General features: G+C 74.6%; 15 protein-coding genes and 1 pseudogene. 1 reads left to right on the forward strand and 15 read right to left on the reverse strand.

The annotated features are described in order from the left end of the window. From rnc to MNZ39_RS19470, 15 genes are all read right to left on the reverse strand, one after another. Window positions 1-814: ribonuclease III (gene rnc, locus MNZ39_RS19400; RefSeq protein ID WP_242340737.1), on the reverse strand; the 814-nt coding region annotated here is incomplete at its 3' end. Between the two features lie 8 nt (window positions 815-822). Continuing rightward, window positions 823-1845, reverse strand: coding sequence for a methylmalonyl Co-A mutase-associated GTPase MeaB (gene meaB, locus MNZ39_RS19405; RefSeq protein ID WP_242340738.1), 1023 nt, complete (start codon window positions 1843-1845; stop codon window positions 823-825). Continuing rightward, window positions 1845-3158: a hypothetical protein gene (locus tag MNZ39_RS19410; RefSeq protein ID WP_242340739.1), complete on the reverse strand. Its 1314-nt coding sequence runs from the start codon at window positions 3156-3158 to the stop codon at window positions 1845-1847. Before MNZ39_RS19410 ends, meaB begins: the two co-directional genes overlap by 1 nt. Window positions 3159-3244: 86 nt before the next feature. Further along, window positions 3245-4024: an enoyl-CoA hydratase-related protein gene (locus MNZ39_RS19415; RefSeq protein WP_242340740.1), complete on the reverse strand. Its 780-nt coding sequence runs from the start codon at window positions 4022-4024 to the stop codon at window positions 3245-3247. Between the two features lie 44 nt (window positions 4025-4068). Next, a complete protein-coding gene (locus MNZ39_RS19420) occupies window positions 4069-5001 on the reverse strand; it encodes a hydroxymethylglutaryl-CoA lyase (protein ID WP_242340741.1) in 933 nt (310 codons plus the stop codon). Window positions 5002-5156: 155 nt separating this feature from the next. Then, entirely contained in the window at window positions 5157-6563 is a 1407-nt protein-coding gene (thiC, locus tag MNZ39_RS19425; protein WP_242340742.1) for a phosphomethylpyrimidine synthase ThiC, read from the reverse strand. 250 nt (window positions 6564-6813) lie between these two features. Further along, window positions 6814-8103 (reverse strand): phosphopyruvate hydratase, encoded by a 1290-nt coding sequence (gene eno, locus MNZ39_RS19430; RefSeq protein WP_242340743.1) that lies wholly within the window; start codon window positions 8101-8103, stop codon window positions 6814-6816. A gap of 217 nt (window positions 8104-8320) precedes the next feature. Beyond that, a complete protein-coding gene (locus tag MNZ39_RS19435; RefSeq protein ID WP_242340744.1) occupies window positions 8321-8500 on the reverse strand; it encodes a hypothetical protein in 180 nt (59 codons plus the stop codon). 288 nt (window positions 8501-8788) lie between these two features. Continuing rightward, the gene (locus MNZ39_RS19440) at window positions 8789-9229 is read right to left on the reverse strand and encodes a type II toxin-antitoxin system RatA family toxin (protein ID WP_242340745.1); all 441 of its coding nucleotides are present in this window, start codon (window positions 9227-9229) and stop codon (window positions 8789-8791) included. A 74-nt stretch (window positions 9230-9303) separates the two neighbouring features. Next, window positions 9304-10269 (reverse strand): class II fructose-bisphosphatase, encoded by a 966-nt coding sequence (gene glpX / locus MNZ39_RS19445; RefSeq protein WP_242340746.1) that lies wholly within the window; start codon window positions 10267-10269, stop codon window positions 9304-9306. Between the two features lie 14 nt (window positions 10270-10283). After that, the gene (locus MNZ39_RS19450; RefSeq protein ID WP_242340747.1) at window positions 10284-10697 is read right to left on the reverse strand and encodes a thioesterase family protein; all 414 of its coding nucleotides are present in this window, start codon (window positions 10695-10697) and stop codon (window positions 10284-10286) included. Window positions 10698-10789: 92 nt separating this feature from the next. Further along, complete coding sequence (locus MNZ39_RS19455) at window positions 10790-12115, reverse strand: homoserine dehydrogenase (protein WP_242340748.1); 1326 nt, start codon at window positions 12113-12115, stop codon at window positions 10790-10792. After that, complete coding sequence (locus MNZ39_RS19460; RefSeq protein ID WP_242340749.1) at window positions 12115-12705, reverse strand: hypothetical protein; 591 nt, start codon at window positions 12703-12705, stop codon at window positions 12115-12117. Before MNZ39_RS19460 ends, MNZ39_RS19455 begins: the two co-directional genes overlap by 1 nt. Next, a complete protein-coding gene (locus tag MNZ39_RS19465) occupies window positions 12702-13586 on the reverse strand; it encodes a HEAT repeat domain-containing protein (RefSeq protein WP_242340750.1) in 885 nt (294 codons plus the stop codon). The genes MNZ39_RS19460 and MNZ39_RS19465 overlap by 4 nt, the downstream gene beginning before the upstream one ends. A gap of 32 nt (window positions 13587-13618) precedes the next feature. Then, window positions 13619-15451, reverse strand: a complete 1833-nt coding sequence (locus MNZ39_RS19470) for an HTH domain-containing protein (protein WP_242340751.1) — start codon at window positions 15449-15451, stop codon at window positions 13619-13621. Window positions 15452-15587: 136 nt separating this feature from the next. Between MNZ39_RS19470 and MNZ39_RS19475 the strand changes: the two are divergent. Then, window positions 15588-16106 (forward strand): annotated as a pseudogene (locus tag MNZ39_RS19475) (pyrrolo-quinoline quinone); the annotation flags it as partial.

Consider the following 16106-nt stretch of genomic DNA (forward strand, 5'->3'; position numbering starts at 1 on the left):
CGCCCGCGGGCGCGGCGGGCCCGGACGGCGACGCCGCCGCCTCGGTCGCGCCCGCCTCCGCGAACCTCCTCGCGAGCAGGTCGAGGGCGAGCTTCGCGGCGGCCTGCTCCGCGTCCTTCTTCGAGCGGCCGGCGCCCTTCCCGACGACCTCGCCGCGCAGGTCCGTCTCCACCTCGAAGGTCTTCGAGTGATCCGGGCCGTGCTCGCCCACGACGCGGTAGCGGGGGGTGGCGCGGAGCCTGCTCTGCGAGAGCTCCTGGAGCTGGGTCTTGAAGTCGCGGTCGAGCGTGCCGGCCGCGGCCCGCGCGAACGCCTCGCCCAGGAAGCGATCGATGAGCACGAGCACCGGCGCGAGCCCGTCGCCGAGGTAGAGCGCCGCCACCACGGCCTCCATGGCGTCGGCGAGGAGCGAGGACTTCCGGCGCCCGCCGGTCAGCTCCTCCCCGCGCCCGAGCCGCAGGAGCGAGCCCAGGTCGAGCGCGCGCGCCATCTCCGAGAGCCCCTGCTCGTCCACCACGGCGGCGCGCATCTTGGAGAGATCGCCCTCGCGCGCCCCCGGGAAGCGGTCCATGAGCCGGTGCGACACCGCGAGGTCGATCACCGCGTCGCCCAGGAACTCGAGCCGCTCGTTGTCGGTGAGGCCCGCCTCGTCCCGGTGCTCGTTCACGTAGGACTTGTGCGTGAGCGCCGCGAGCGCGATGGCGCGGTCCCCCACGGCGAGCCCGAGCCGCGCCTCCAGCGCCGCGACCGGATCGGCGGGTCTCTCCTCGCCCGGGGAGGTCGCGCTCCGGCCCGGGTCGTTCGCGTCGTTCATGCCGGTCCTCATGTGCGCAGGCGGGCGGCGAGCTCGTCGGCGAGCGCGTAGGGATCCGCCTCGCGCGCGGCGATGCGCGCCGCCACCGCGTCGAGCTCGCCCATCTCGGCCTCGAGCCGCTCGAGCGCGCCCTGCACGAGGCGCTCTCGCAGCACCGCGACGAACGCGGCCCTCGCGCGCGCCGCGTCGCGGATCCGGCGGCCGCCGGACGTCTCGAGGTGGGCCTGGTGCGCGTCCACGGCCGCGGCCAGCTCCGCGATGCCCTCGTCGCGCAGCGCCACGGTCCGCACGATGGGAGGCTCCCAGGAGCCGTCCGGCGCCGCGAGGCCCAACGCTCCCCCGAAGCGATGCGCGGCGTCGTGGTCTCCCGGCCGCGCCGCCACCATGCGGCGCAGCTCGAGCATCCCCTGCAGGTCGCGCACGGTGCGATCCGCGCCCTCCCGGTCGGCCTTGTTCACCGCGAACACGTCGGCGATCTCGAGGACGCCGGCCTTGATGGCCTGGACGTCGTCACCGAGCCCGGGCACCGCGACCACCACCACCGTGTGCGCGAGGTTCGCCACCTCGATCTCGTCCTGCCCCACGCCGACCGTCTCGACGATCACGACGTCCTTCCCCATGGCGTCGAGCACCTGCACGACGTCCGACGTCGAGCGAGAGAGGCCGCCGAGGTGGCCGCGCGTGCCGAGCGAGCGGATGAAGACGCCGGGGTCGAGCGCGTGGTCCTGCATCCGGATCCGGTCGCCCAGGATGGCGCCGCCGGTGAACGGGCTCGTGGGGTCCACCGCCACGACGCCCACGGTCCGGCCGTGGGCGCGGTGGTGCGCGATGAGCCGATCGGTGAGGGACGACTTCCCCGCGCCCGGCGCGCCGGTGAGGCCGACCACGTAGGCGCGCCCCGTGCGCGGGAACAGCGCCCGGAGCGCCGCCTCCGCGCCGGGCTGGCGGTCGTCGAGATCGCGCATGAGCCTCGCCGCGGCGCGGACGTTACCCGCGAGCACGCGGTCGGCGATGGGGTTCCCGGTCGTCATCAGTAGGCCGCCGCCTCCGGCACGAAGTTCGCGACGAGGATGGCCGCCGCCATCTTGCGGGGGGCGCCGATGGGCTGCCGGCTCGCGTCGAGCTGACGATAGATCACGCTGCCGTCCTGCACCTGGTCCACGAGGACGAGGAGGCGCCAGCCGCCCCGCTCCTGCGAGAACACCGCCTCGAAGTCGGCGCGGGGGAGGACGCGCGCCGCGCCGTAGGGGCGGCCGTCGATGTCCGTGCCGACGTACCGCACGTCGCCGTCGCGTGCGTCCTCGACGACCACGTTCATGACCCACACCTCGCCCGGGCTCGGCTGCAGGTGCCCGGGGAGACCGGCCGCGCCGGCGGAGGCGACGGCGGCGCCGCCCGGCTCGGGCGCGGAGGGTTGCCCCGGGGCGAGGCCGAGCGCGAGCGCGACGAGCGCGCGCGTGCCCGGGAACGCGCCGAGCTCGAAGCGGTCCGACCAGACGTCGCCGCTCGGGCCGATGAGGCGCCCCTTGAAGCGCGTCCCCATCTCGCGGCTCGCGACGAAGCGGTAGCGCGTCCCGCCGTGCTCGAACTCCTGCACGAGCTCCACCATCGCGTTCGGCGCGAGCATGGCGTCCTCCCCGAAGACGGCAGCGAGGGTGGCGAGCGTGAGCGCGTTCCGCGGCGGCGGGGTGACCTCGAGCCGCGAGGCGACGGGCGCGGGGGTCCGGGCGTCGCGCGCGTGGACCGGGGTCATCCGCGAGAGCGCGCCGACGAGGTGCTGCTCGAGCTCCGCGGGCGTGCGCAGCCCGGAGAGCTCGAGCGGCGGGAACTCCGGGGAGACCTCGAACGGCGCCCCGCCGACCGGCGCGACCCGCGAGACGCGGATGCCCTCGGGCCCGCCGAGGAGCTCGAACGCGTGCCGCGGCGTCTTCACGATCGCCCGCACCGCGAGCCGGTCGGCCTCGAGCCCGGCCTCGAGGCGGAGCGCGCGGAGCCTCGCGGCGACGTCCGAGAGGGCCGCGGCGCGCTCCTGGAGCAGCGCGGCGACGGCCTGATCGAGCTGCGCGGCGCGCTCGTGAGCCTGGAACGGCACGGGGCCGAGCGCGGCGAGGGGCGCGTCCACGAAGCGGAGGTGGTCGTGGCCGGCGACCACGAAGCGGGCGCGCGGGATCGGCTGGCCGGTCGCGGGGTGGACGGCGCGAGAGAGCGCGAGCTCACCCTCGAGCGTCTCGCGGTCGGAGCCGAGCCGCACCGGGATGCCGAGGGCGGAGAGCTTGCGGGAGGCGATCTGGTTCAGGCGCTCCCGCGGGATCTTCCCGATGATGGTGTGCTCGCCCTCGCCCATTCGGTGCCGCGGACCCTTTCGGCGACGGAGGTTACCTCAGAATCGCCGTCGCGGGAGCGCCGGGGAGTCCCGAGTCCGGGGGACGGTCACTCGCCCGTGAAGACGGGCGGCCGCTTCTCCGCGAACGCGCGGAGCGCCTCCACCCGGTCCTTCGTGCCGAGGCAGTCCTGGTAAAGCCGGTTCTCGAGCTCCAGCGCCTCCTCGAGCGGCAGGTGAAAGCCGCCGTCGATCGCCCGCTTCGCCTGCCGCAGCGAGACCGGCGCGTTCCGCGCGATGCGCGCGGCGAGCGCCACCGCGTCCTCCAGGAGACGGTGGCCCGGGGCGACGCCCGTCACGAGCCCCATCGCGAGCGCCTCGGCGGCGGAGACGCGGCGCGCGGTGAGGACGAGATCTTTCGCGCGGGCCACGCCCACGAGCCGGGCGAGGCGCTGCGTCCCTCCGCCGCCGGGGATGATCCCGAGCGCCACCTCCGGCAGGCCCAGCTCCGCCCCCTCCGCCGCGAGGCGCAGATCGCAGGCGAGCGCGAGCTCGAGGCCGCCGCCCAGCGCCGCGCCGTTCAGGGCCGCGACGAACGGCTGGGGCGCCTCCTCGATGCCGCGGAGCGCCCGTCGCAGCCCGTGGTGGAAGGCGTGGACGTCCTCCGCGGACATCGCGGCGCGCTCCTTGAGGTCCGCCCCGGCGCAGAACGCCTTGTCCCCCGCGCCGGTCACGACCACGCAGCGGAGCGCGCGATCCGCGGCCGCGCGGGCGAGGTGCTCCTCGAGATCGCGCAGGAGCGCGCGCGAGATCGCGTTTCGCCGCGCCTCGCCGTCGATGGTCCACACCTCGATGCCGCCGTCGCGACGATCGATCCGGAGCTGCCTCACGTGCGCCTCCCGGGGTCCGTCCCTGCCTCGATCCAGCGCCCGCGTCACGCGCCCGCCCCGGCGCGCGCGAGCTCCGCCTGGAGCGCCTTGCCCGGCAGCCGGCGGCCGACGAGCCGCTGCGCCAGGGCGCCCGCCGCGACGAGCCGCTCCCAGTCGACGCCCGTCTCCATCCCCATCCCGTGCAGCATGTAGACGAGATCCTCGGTCGCGAGGTTGCCCGACGCGCCCGGCGCGTAGGGGCAGCCGCCGAGCCCGCCGATCGAGGAATCGAAGGTGGTGAGCCCCTCCTCGAGCCCGACGAGCACGTTCGCGAGGGCCGTCCCGCGCGTGTCGTGCATGTGGAGCGCGAGCGCCTCGGGCGGCGCGCCCGCGAGCGCCCGCCGGACGATGTCGCGCGTCTGGTTGGGCGTCCCGACGCCGATGGTGTCGCCGAGCGAGACCTGGTGGCAGCCGAGGGCGAGGAGCCGGTGCGCGATCTCCACCGCGCGCGCCGGATCCACCCTCCCCTCGTACGGACAGCCCCACACCGTCGACACGTAGCCCCGCACCCGGAGCCCGCGCGCGAGCGCCGCGGGCACGAGCGTCGCGAGCTCCTCGAGCGCCTCGGCGACCCCCTTGTTGATGTTCCGGCGGGAGTGGCTCTCGGACGCCGAGAGGAACACCGCGGCGTCGACCGGAGCGTGCCCGGGGCCCCCGCCGCCGAGCGCCTCGACGAGTCGCTCGAGCCCCTTCGCGTTGGGGACGAGGACCACGTAGGACACGCCCTCGGCGCGCGGCAGCGCCGCGGTGACCTCGGCGGCGTCCGCGAGCTGCGGGATCCAGCGCGGCGAGACGAAGCTCGTCGCCTCGATGCGGCGCAGCCCGGCCTCGGCGAGCGCGCGGACGAGCGCGAGCTTGTCGCCGGGGGGGACGGTGCGCGCCTCGTTCTGGAGCCCGTCCCGGGGGCCGACCTCGTACACCGTGACCGGGGGTGCCATCGCGCGGATCCTAACCCGGCGCGGGCTCGGCGACACTTCGCGTCCCACGTCCCCGAGGGGCGGGTCCGGGCTGGGCGGCCGCTCGCGACGCGCGACCGCAGCGGGCCACGCCGCGATCGCGGAGGGGCCCCGGCGGGCTCGCGGCCGTTTACGGCCTATCTCGCGATGGGCAGCGCGCCGGCGCGCGCGGTGGGCTCGGGCGCGGGCTCGGCCCCGCAGGGCGGCGCGGCGCCCGGGGCGTCCGCGTCGCCGAGGTGCGAGTGGATCCGCATCGAGCAGAACTTGGGCCCGCACATCGAGCAGAACTCCGCGGACTTGAACGTGTCGTGCGGCAGGGTCGCGTCGTGCTTCGTGCGCGCGGCGTCGGGATCGAGCGACAGCTCGAACTGGCGCTTCCAGTCGAAGGCGTAGCGCGCCCGCGAGAGCGCGTCGTCGCGATCGCGCGCGCCCGGCCGGTGGCGGGCGACGTCGGCGGCGTGGGCGGCGATCTTGTACGCGATGATCCCCTGCCGGACGTCCTCCTGGTCGGGCAGGCCGAGGTGCTCGGCCGGCGTGACGTAGCAGAGCATGGAGGCGCCGTGCTGCGCGGCGACCGTCGCGCCGATGGCGCTCGTGATGTGGTCGTAGCCGGGGGCGATGTCCGTGACGATGGGCCCGAGCACGTAGAACGGGGCGTCGTCGCAGAGCTCCCGCTCCTTCTGCATGTTCATCGGGATCTGGTCGAGCGGGACGTGTCCCGGCCCCTCGACCATCACCTGGACGTCGTGCTGCCACGCCTTGCGCGTGAGCTCGCCGAGGACCTTCAGCTCCGCGAACTGGGCCGCATCGGAGGCGTCCGCGAGGCAGCCCGGCCGGAGCCCGTCGCCGAGCGAGAACGTGACGTCGTAGCGCTTGAAGATCTCGCAGATGGCGTCGAAGTGCGTGTAGAGCGGGTTCTCCTCGCCGTGCGCGGCCATCCAGCGCGCGATGAGCGCGCCGCCGCGGGAGACGATGCCGGTGATGCGCCCGGCCGCCATGGGGACGATGTCGCGCAGGACGCCCGCGTGGATCGTCATGTAGTCGACGCCCTGCGCGGCCTGCGCCTCGATGATGTCGAGGAGCATGCGCGGGGTGAGGTCGACGACGTCCTTCACGTGGGCGAGGCACTCGTAGATGGGCACGGTGCCGACCGGGATCGGGCTGTGCCGGAGGATGTTCTCCCGGATGAGCGGGATGTCCCCGCCGGTCGAGAGATCCATGACCGTGTCCGCGCCGTGGCGCAGGCACACGCCGAGCTTGCGCAGCTCCTCGTCCACGTCGGAGGTGACGGCGCTGTTCCCGATGTTCGCGTTGATCTTGCAGGTCGCGGCGACGCCGATCCCGATGGGCTCGAGCTCGGGGTGGTTCACGTTCGCCGGGATCACCAGCCGCCCGCGGGCGACCTCCTCGCGCACGGCCTCCGGCGCGAGCCGCTCCCGCTCGGCGACGTACGCCATCTCCTCGGTCACGATCCCGCGCCGCGCATGATGCATCTGCGTCAGGTTCGGCTGGCCGTGACGCTTCGCGATCCACTGGGCCCGCATGCATTCTCCTCGCGCCGTCGGTGTGGCGCGCGAACCTAGCGAAACGCACGGGTTGCGGTCAAACGGAACCCCCGTCAACGTCCACTTTTCCGCGAAAAGCCCGATCGCTCGACTCGCCGCTCGCAGTGCGCACGGGCGCGGCGGCGCGGAGCGTGGAGCGGGGTGGTCGAGATCCCTGCTCGTCCCGAAGAAGAAGACGCGCCGAGGGATCGATCCCGCGGCGCGTCGAACGTCCAGCCCGCCTCGGCGGTCAGCGCAGCGCCTTGAACGCGTCGCGCCCCGCGTAGCGGGCGGCCTTGCCGAGCTGCTCCTCGATGCGGAGGAGCTGGTTGTACTTGGCGACCCGGTCGGTGCGCGACGCCGAGCCGGTCTTGATCTGCCCGCAGTCGCACGCCACCGAGAGGTCCGCGATCGTGGTGTCCTCGGTTTCGCCGGAGCGGTGGCTCATCACGCTCGTGTAGCCCGCGCGGTGGGCCATGCGGACGGCCTCGAGCGTCTCGGTGAGCGAGCCGATCTGGTTCACCTTCACGAGGATCGAGTTCGCGACGCCGTCCTGGATGCCGCGCGAGAGGCGGGTCACGTTCGTCACGAAGAGATCGTCGCCGACGAGCTGGAGCTTCGACCCGAGCCGCTCGGTGAGCAGCTTCCAGGTGGCCCAGTCGTCCTCCGCGCAGCCGTCCTCGATCGAGACGATCGGGTACTTCGCGGCGAGCCCGGCGTAGAAGTCGACGAGCCCCTTGCCGTCGAAGGCCTTCCCCTCGCCCTCGAGCTCATACTTGCCGGAGCTCTTCTCGAAGAACTCGCTCGCCGCGCAGTCGAGCGCGAGCGCGACGTCGTCCCCCGGCTTCAGGCCCGCCTGCTCGATCGCCTGCATGATGAGCGCGAGGGCCTCCTCGTTCGAGGCGAGGCTCGGGGCGTAGCCGCCCTCGTCGCCGACGCCGGTCCCGGCCCCCTTCTTCTTCAGCACGCTCTTCAGCGCGTGGAAGATCTCGGCGCCGTAGCGCAGCGCCTCGGCGAAGGTCGGGGCGCCGAGCGGGACCACCATGAACTCCTGGATGTCCACGTTCGAGTCGGCGTGCGCGCCGCCGTTCAGGATGTTCATGAGCGGCACGGGGAGCGTGCGCGCCCCGACGCCGCCGACGTAGCGGTAGAGCGGCAGCCCGTGCGCCTGCGCGGCCGCCTTGGCCGCGGCGAGCGAGACGCCGAGGACGGCGTTCGCGCCGAGCTTCGACTTGGTGGCGGTGCCGTCGAGCTCGATCATGCGCTGGTCGAGCACCGCCTGGTCCGCGGCGTCGAGCCCGACCACCGCCGGGGCGAGCTCGTCGAGCACGTTCGCGATCGCCTTGCGGACCCCCTTGCCCAGGTAGCGGCGCTTGTCGCCGTCCCTGAGCTCGAGCGCCTCGTGCTCGCCCGTCGAGGCGCCCGACGGTACGGCCGCGCGGCCGACGTCGCCCGTCCCGACCGCGACCTCGACCTCGATCGTGGGGTTGCCGCGCGAGTCGAGGATCTCGCGCGCGGTCACGTTGATGATCTCGGTCATCGGAGGTCCCTCCCTCGCGGCGCGGAGCGCCAGCTGGCCGCGGCGGGCGAAGCGCACCGCCGTTCGGGTGCCGGAATGTGCCCGCCGCATCCGCGACGGTCAATCGGTATTCCGAGACCCGGCCCGAAGGACGCAGAGAAGAAATCGGGCGCGAGACCTCGCGGTCCGCGCCCTCTCGTCGGCGTTCGCCTCTGGCGAGCGCCTCCTACGAATCTGGTCAGCCGAGGTCGATGATCACGACGCCGCGATCCTTCCGGCCGTCGTCGCGGTCGGCAGGCTCCTCGCCGCCCGGCCGGTGCGCAGGCTGGGGGATGGGCAGCTCGATGACCGGACGATCGTCACGGCGCTGCTCTCGCTCGCGCCGCTTGATCTCCTCGATGACGTAGGCGTCCAGCATGTCTCGTCCCCTCGGCCTCGTCCTCGTCTCCGGTCCCTGGATGTGCAAGCTGCGTTCCCTCTGGGACGGCTCTCCGTTCGCGCTCTCCTGTCTTAACGATGCGCCTCGGCGGCGCATTCAGATGTCCCGACCAGGGCCAAGAATCATCGTAAACCCCGCCGAGATGGGGGGTCAAGGATGCGCGCCCGCGCTCTCTTCGGAGCTAGCCGGAGACGATCGGCATGCGGGCCGGCAGGCGTCGGCGAGCCACACGGGGCTGTGCCAGCTGCGCACGCTTCGAGCGACTTGCTAGAGCTCCGCGCGGCGCTTGAACGCCTCGAGCGTCCGCGGCAGCTGCACGCGGGTGAGCTCGTCGGCCACGCGGTCGACGATGACCTGCGGCACGAGCGGCGGCTTCGCGATCTGGATGTCCACCGTGTACCGGGCGCGCGTCTTCCCGCCCGCGTCCTCGAGCTCCCAGGAGCCGCTCGAGACCTTCATCATGTCTCCCGAGACGAGCGACCAGGCGACGCGCCGCGGTCGCTCCTCCACGTGACGGAGGACGTACCGGATCTTCTTAACGCCGACGTCGAGCTCGTACTCGACCTCGCGGCTCGCCGGGCCGCCGCCCTTCACCCGGCAGGCATGGATTCCGGGCACGAACTCCGGGTAGCGCCCGTAGTCCACGACCAGATCGAAGAAGCGCTCCACGGGCGCGTCGATGACGACCTCACGCGAGATGGCGGCCATTCGTCTCCTCCAGGGGCGTCGCGCCCCGCGGCGGCTCTCCCGCCTGCCGCGCGGCGCGACGGCGGGGCGGCGCCCTAGTGCCCGTAGTCCGGGGCGCGGGCGAACCTGTGGATGGTCTCGATGTAACGGATCGTCCCGCTCTTCGACCGCATCACGACGGAGTGCGTGCGGGCGCCGTCCCCCGTGAAGTGCACCCCTCGGAGGAAGTCGCCGTTCGTGACGCCCGTCGCGGCGAACATCACGTTCCCGCCGGCGAGCTCCTCGAGCGAGAGCACCTTGTCCGGGTCGGAGCGGCCCATCCGCGTCGCGCGGGCGCGCTCCTCCTCGCTGGCGAAGCGGAGCCGGCCCTGCATGTCGCCGCCCACGCAGCGGAGGGCCGCGGCGGCGATCACGCCCTCGGGCGCGCCGCCGGTGCCCATGAGCACGTCCACGCCGGACTCGGGGAAGCAGGTGTTGAGCGCGCCCGACACGTCGCCGTCGCCGATGAGCTTGATCCGCGCCCCGGCCGCGCGCACCTCGGCGACGAGGCGCTCGTGGCGAGGACGATCGAGGATCACCACGGTGAGATCCTCGAGGTACTTCCCGAGCGCGTCGGCGACGCGCCGCAGGTTCTCGGTCGGCGAGAGGCGGAGGTCGATGGCGCCCCGGGCCCCCGGGCCGACCGCGATCTTCTCCATGTACGCGTCGGGCGCGCGCAGGAGCTTACCCTTCTCGCCGATCGCGATGACGCTGACCGCGTTGGGCGCGCCGGTCGCGCAGAGGTTCGTCCCCTCGAGCGGGTCGACGGCGATCTCCACCTCGACGTCCCCCTCCCCCTGGCGGCCCACCTTCTCGCCGATGAAGAGCATGGGCGCCTCGTCGCGCTCGCCCTCCCCGATGACGACCTCGCCGCGGACGCTCACGTGGTCGAAGACGCGGCGCATCGCGTCCACGGCGGCCCGATCGGCGCCGTTCCGGTCGCCGCGGCCCATGAGCCGGGCGGACGCGAGCGCGGCCGCCTCCGTGACGCGCACCACCTCGAGCGCGAGGTTTCGATCCATGCCTTCCTGCTCCTTCAAGTCGGGTCCGCGAGCCCCTCGCCCGCCGACAGGCGCTCGAGCAGCTCGCGGGGCATGCGCTGGACCTTGCCCTCCCGGTCCACGCACGCGTGCACGGTGTACCCGGTGACGACGACGTCGCCGTCCCGGACGATGCGGTATCCGAACCTCGCCGAGGCGCGGCGCGCCTCCACGAGGGCCGTCTCCACGGTGAGGAGATCGTCGTAGCGCGCCGGGGTGCGGTAGCTCACCTGCGCCTCGACGACCGGCAGCAGGAGCTGGTGCCGCTCCTCGAAGTCCCGGTAGCGGAGCCCCTTCGCGCGGATGAACTCGTTCCGCCCCGCCTCGAAGTAGCGCAGGTAGTTCGCGTAGTAGACGACGCCCATCTGATCCGTGTCGCCGTAGATGACGCGGAGCTCGGTGCTCACCATGATCGACGCCTCGCCGAAGCCCCGAGCGCGGGGGCGCCGGGTTTAGCAGGAGGCGCGCGCACCAGGCAAGGCCGGGCGCGCGCGCCCGCCGGTCAGACGGTCTCGATACGGATGAGCCGCGTGGGCGCGAGCGTCGTCGAGTAGCGATCGATCTCGCCGATCGCGCCGCGCAGGTCCGCCTCGCGCGCGAGGTGGGTCACGATGACGAGCGGCACGGGCTGCCCCTGGTCGTTCTGCTCGCGCTGCTGCACCGCCGCGATGGAGATGCGGTGCTCGGCCAGCTTGGAGGCGGTGCGAGCGAGCACGCCCGGCGCGTCCTTCACCGAGAAGCGCAGGTAGTACGCGCAGCGGACCTCGTCGTGCGGGCGCAGCTCGACGAGCGGCCGGTCCGGCGGGAGCGGGACGCGCCCGGGGCTGCCGGCGAGGATGTTGCGGGTGAGGTCGATGATGTCCGACACCACCGCGCTGCCGGTGGGCATCGCGCCGGCCCCCTGCCCGTAGAGCATGGAGGGCCCGAGCGCCTCGGAGCGGAGCACGACCGCGTTCATGGCGCCGCGGACGCCGGCGAGGAGCGAGCCCGCCGGGATGAACGCAGGGTGCACGCGCGCCTCGATCTGGTCGGGCGCGCCCGCGCCCGCCCCCTCCGCCGGCCCGGTGCGCCGGGCGATGGCGAGCAGCTTGAGCGCGTAGCCGAACTGGCGCCCCCAGCGGAAGTCCTCGGGGCTGAGCGCGGTGATCCCCTCCGTCAGGACGTCCTCGGGCTTGAGCCGCGCCCCGAACGCGAGCTGCGCGAGCACGCAGAGCTTCTGCGCCGCGTCGCCGCCCGACACGTCGAGGGTGGGATCCGCCTCGGCGTAGCCGAGCCGCTGCGCCTCGCGGAGCGCGTCCTCGAAGCGCGCGCCCTGCTCGTCCATCGCGGTGAGGATGAAGTTCGTCGTCCCGTTGACGATGCCGTGGAGGGAGTTGATCCGGTCGGAGGCGAGGGCCTCGCGGAGCGTGCGGATGATCGGCACGCCGCCGCAGACCGCCGCCTCGTAGTAGACGTCCACGCCCTGCCGGCGGGCGAGCCGGAAGATCTCCTCGCCGCGCGCGGCGAGGAGCGCCTTGTTCGCGGTGACGACGTGCTTGCCGCGCTCGAGCGCGCCGCGGACGAGGTCGAACGCGCTGTCGACGCCGCCCATGAGCTCGACCACGACCGCGATCTCCGGATCCTCCAGCAGGTCCTCCGGGCGCGTGGTGAGGAGCGCGGGATCGAGCCCGACGGCGCGCTCCTTGGTCGCGTCGCGCACCGCCACGCGGCGCACGGCGATGCGCGCGCCGAGCCGCGCCTCGATGTCGTCCGCGTGGCTGCGGAGGATGGAGAGCACCCCGCCGCCGACGGTGCCGAACCCGGCGATCCCGATGCCGACCTCGCGCATCACTTGCCTCCGATCCGGTACGCGCGCAGCACCGCCCGCACCTGCGGCGTCACCGCCGAGCCCACGACCGAGAACGTCTCGAGCTTCACCGGCCCCACCCCGGGCGCGTAGGTGATCTCGAGCACGTGGTCCGCGTCCGGCCCCGCGCGGTTGTGCGCCCGCACGCGCACGCAGCCCTGGAACGCGCCTGCCGGGGTGGTCACCGCCTCGCCCACCCCCGCGATCTCGTACCGCTCCGTCGAGCTCGCCGAGACGATGGAGGTCCAGCGCGTGCCCGCCGCGATGGGGCCGCACAGCAGGCGGCGCGTCCGATCGTGCAGGCAGCCGGCGTCGGCGCGCAGCTCTCCGCGCTCCGTGTCCTTGAAGTAGCCGTCCGCCGTGCGCTCGACGATCCGGACCGTGCGCTCGTTCCCGCGCTGAGCGGGCGGCAGGACGGGCGACTCGTCGCGGTAGATCCATTCGTTCCCGACGGCGAGCGGGAAGTAGTCGGCGGGCCCGGCGCCGGGGGCGGCGGCCGCGGCCCGTGGGGTGGGCGCGCGGGCGCAGGCGAGAGCGATCAGGGAGACGGCGGCGAGGGAGCGGAGCCTCATGGGGCCCGCATCTTAGCGGAAACCGCCGAGCCCGAGGCCTCCGCGCGCGCGGAGAGCTCCGCGAGCGCCTCTCGCGCGGCGCGGCGGACGGCGGGATCGGGGTGACCGGCCTCGAGCGTGAGCAGGTACCCCTCCGCCTCGGAGCCGCCGAGCTCGCCCACGATCCGGGCGACGCGCGCGGTCAGCGCGGGGTCACCGCCCTGCGCCACCTCGATGAGCGGGGCCACCGCGCGGCGGTCGCCGATCTGCGCGAGCGCGCCCACCGCGCGCTGGACGATCTCGGGATCGGCGTCCCGCAGCCGCTCGAGCAGCGCGGGGACCGCCTCCGGGCTGCGCCGGTCGGCCAGCACGCGGATGGCGTGATCGCGAACCCGGGCATCACGCGAGCCGAGATCGGCGAGGAGCGCGTCGAGGGGCTTCGCCTCGGCGGCGAACCCGAGCGCGAGCCCCTTGGCCGCGTCCGCCGCCGCGGCGCCGAACGCGGTGCGCCAGGCGTCCCGGGGCGTCCGGCCGGCGAGCGTCGCGGTGGCGGTGCTCGTCTCGCGCACGATCTCGCCCGCCTCCGGGTTCACCGGGGCGAGCTGGAGCTCGATCGCGATCTCCACCCGCGGCGCGCTCCCCGCGAAGCCGTCGGGCGCGAGCCGCACCCCGAGCACGTCGATGCGCGCGCGGTAGGAGCGCTCGCCGTCGGCGAGCCGGAAGCCCGCCTCCCCCAGCGCTGCGCGCGCGGCGCTCTCCAGGCTGGGGACGTCGAGGCCCGCCTCCCGCAGCGGCTCCGCCAGCGCACCGTCGGCGATGCGAACGCTCGCGATCGACGCCGGCTGGGCACCGCGGCGGCAGGCCGGCACCGCGGCGATCAGGGCCGCGACGGCCACGATCACCCCGGTGACGCCTCGGCGCGCGCTCCGCATCGTTACCCGCCGGTGTCCCCGTCGTCCTGCCGCGCAGCCGGGGGAGGTGGCGCGGACTGCGGAGCGGCGACAGGCGCCTCGGGAGCGGCGACGCCCTCGCGAGCGCCCTGCGCCGGTGCCTCGCCCGCAGCGCCCTCCGCGCCGGCCGCGGCCTGCCCCTGGGGAGCGCCCTCTCGCGAGCGACCCCGACCGCCACGCCGGCGCCTGCGCCGGCGGCGACGGCGACGGTCTGCGCCGGCTCCGGCCTCGCCGGCGCTCGCCTCGGACGCGGTGGCGGGCTCACCCTCGGCCGAGGCCTCGGACTCGTCCTCGTCCTCCTCGCCCTCCGGCCCCTCGTCGTCCAGCTCTGCGGGCACCTCGATGGACGTCTCGCCCCGCGGCGCGACGGGCTGCGGCGGACGCGACGGCGCGACCGCCTCGGCAGCCGCCGCCGCGCTCGCGATGACCTCGCCCGCAGCCGGCTCCGCGATCGGTGCGCCGCTCGGCTCCTCCGACGCCGCCTGAACCGCCTCGACGGACACGGTCCGCTCCTCGCGGCGGGCCCCGCGCGGCTCCCGGTCCCGGTCCCGGTCCCGGTCCCGCTCCCGGTCGCGCTCGCGAGGCTCCCTGCCCTCGCGGCGATCGCGCTCCTCGCGCCGGGCACGCCGGGCCGCCTCCTCCTTCTCGGCCTCCTCGGCCGCGGCGCGGAAGAAGCCGTCGTCGACCTCCGGGATCACCACCGGGACGGTGCCGAGCCCCGCGTCCGCGAACGCCTCGGCGAGCGCCTCGCCGCAGAGGAGCACGATGGGCAGCTGCCCCGCCGCCGTCGCCTCGGCGCGCGCCTCGCGCGCCACCTCTCCGGCGCTGACCACGATGCCGATCTGGGCGCCGTAGTGGGCGAGGTCGCGGCGGAGCTCGGTCACGTCGCGCCGCGACGCGTCCGCGCCGTTGCGCACGATCCGGATCCCGTGGCGCAGGTCGCCGAGCCCCATCTTGAGCCGCGCCGTGTAGATCACGTGCTCGCGGCTGCGCTTCGCGACCTTGAGCTCGCGGAACCCCATCTTGTCGAGCAGCCGGGACGCGACGTGCTCGATCGTGGCGGCGTCGCACTCGCGCAGGCGGCGGCGCAGCCCGGCGAGGGCCGCCCGGCGCAGCTCGGTCGCGGTCTGGACCGGCGCGGCACGCGCGGCAGCCGGAGCGGCGACACGCTCGCCCGGCTCGGGCTGCGCGACGAGCGTCACGGAGTCCCCGTCGACGAGGAACAGCGCCTTGCGCCCGGCCGACTCGCGCCGGCGGTTGTCCTCGACGAGCGCGGCCCGCAGCGAGCCGCCGTCGCGGACGAACGCGTCCGGCATGAGCAGCCGCTCCGCGCCCTGCGCGGCGATGTCGGCGAGCGAGAGCGCGCGGCCGGCGCCGGCCAGGATCTCGTAGGCGACCTCCGCGGGCGGCGGGAAGCGGCGCCCGCGCCGCTCCTCCTCCTCCCTGCGACGCGGCTTGCCCGCCTCGCCACGCCCGGTGCTGCGGGCGAGCTCGCGGGAGGGGATCGGGTGGCGCTCGCGCCCCCGATAAGCGGGCTCCCCGTCGGGAGGCGGCTCGACGAGCGCCTCCAGCCCAGCGGGGTCCTCGTCGAGTCCCCATTCGGTCAGCGCGAAGGTGCCCTGCTGCACCGGGATCACCCGCCGGTCCTCGTGCGGAAGGCGGCAGTGCGCGGCGAGCTGATCGGCCATCGTCTCCTCGGGAATCTTCCCGACGTGGTCGAGCAGGCTCTCGCGGATGGCGATCTCCGTGAGCTTCCTGAAGTGGAGGGGCTTTCCTTCGCGCCGCAGCACCTCGATCGCTGCTTCCGTGAAGGTCATGTACGTCCTTGGTAGAGGGAAAGAAGGAGGGGCGGCCCACGCGTCGGGGGCCCGCACCGGAGTGGACATCTTCGTGCGGGGCCCCTGCCCTGTCAACGTTGAAAGTACCTGATTCCGCGGTGATTCTTGGGATCCCATGATCCGGATCCGAACGGGCGCAAGCTGGAAGCACGACCCCGGGCTCACCGCCTCTCTGAGCCGCGCGGAGGGGCCGGCGCGGGTCGCCGCGGCGCGCGCCGTCGTGGACGCGCTCGCCATCGAGGTCGACGGGATCGACATCACCTCCGGGCGGGCGGAGGGGGCGCTCCTTCCTTCGCTCGAGGCGCTCCTGCGGGCCATCTCCCGCGTGGTCAGCGGGGAGGCCCACGCCACCGTCCCGTTCCGCGACGGCGAGCTCGAGCTCGTCATCCGCAGGCGCGGCCCGAGCGCGCTGCTGACCGTGGTGACGCTCGCCCGCCCGTCGCGGGTCCTCGCCCGGGACGTCGAGGTGGAGGTGGAGGCGCTCGCCGCCGCCGCGCTGGACGCCGCCGCGGCCTTCTGCCGCGAGCTCGGCGAGATCCTGCCGGAGGAGGCCGCACGCGAGGGCCGGCGGCTTCGCGCCGCGGCGCGGGCGATCCGGCGCGCCGAGGCGCCCGCGCCCCGCCCCCGCGGCGGT

This window comes from Anaeromyxobacter sp. SG66, assembly GCF_022690805.1.
GTDB classification, from domain to species: Bacteria; Myxococcota; Myxococcia; order Myxococcales; family Anaeromyxobacteraceae; genus Anaeromyxobacter; species Anaeromyxobacter soli.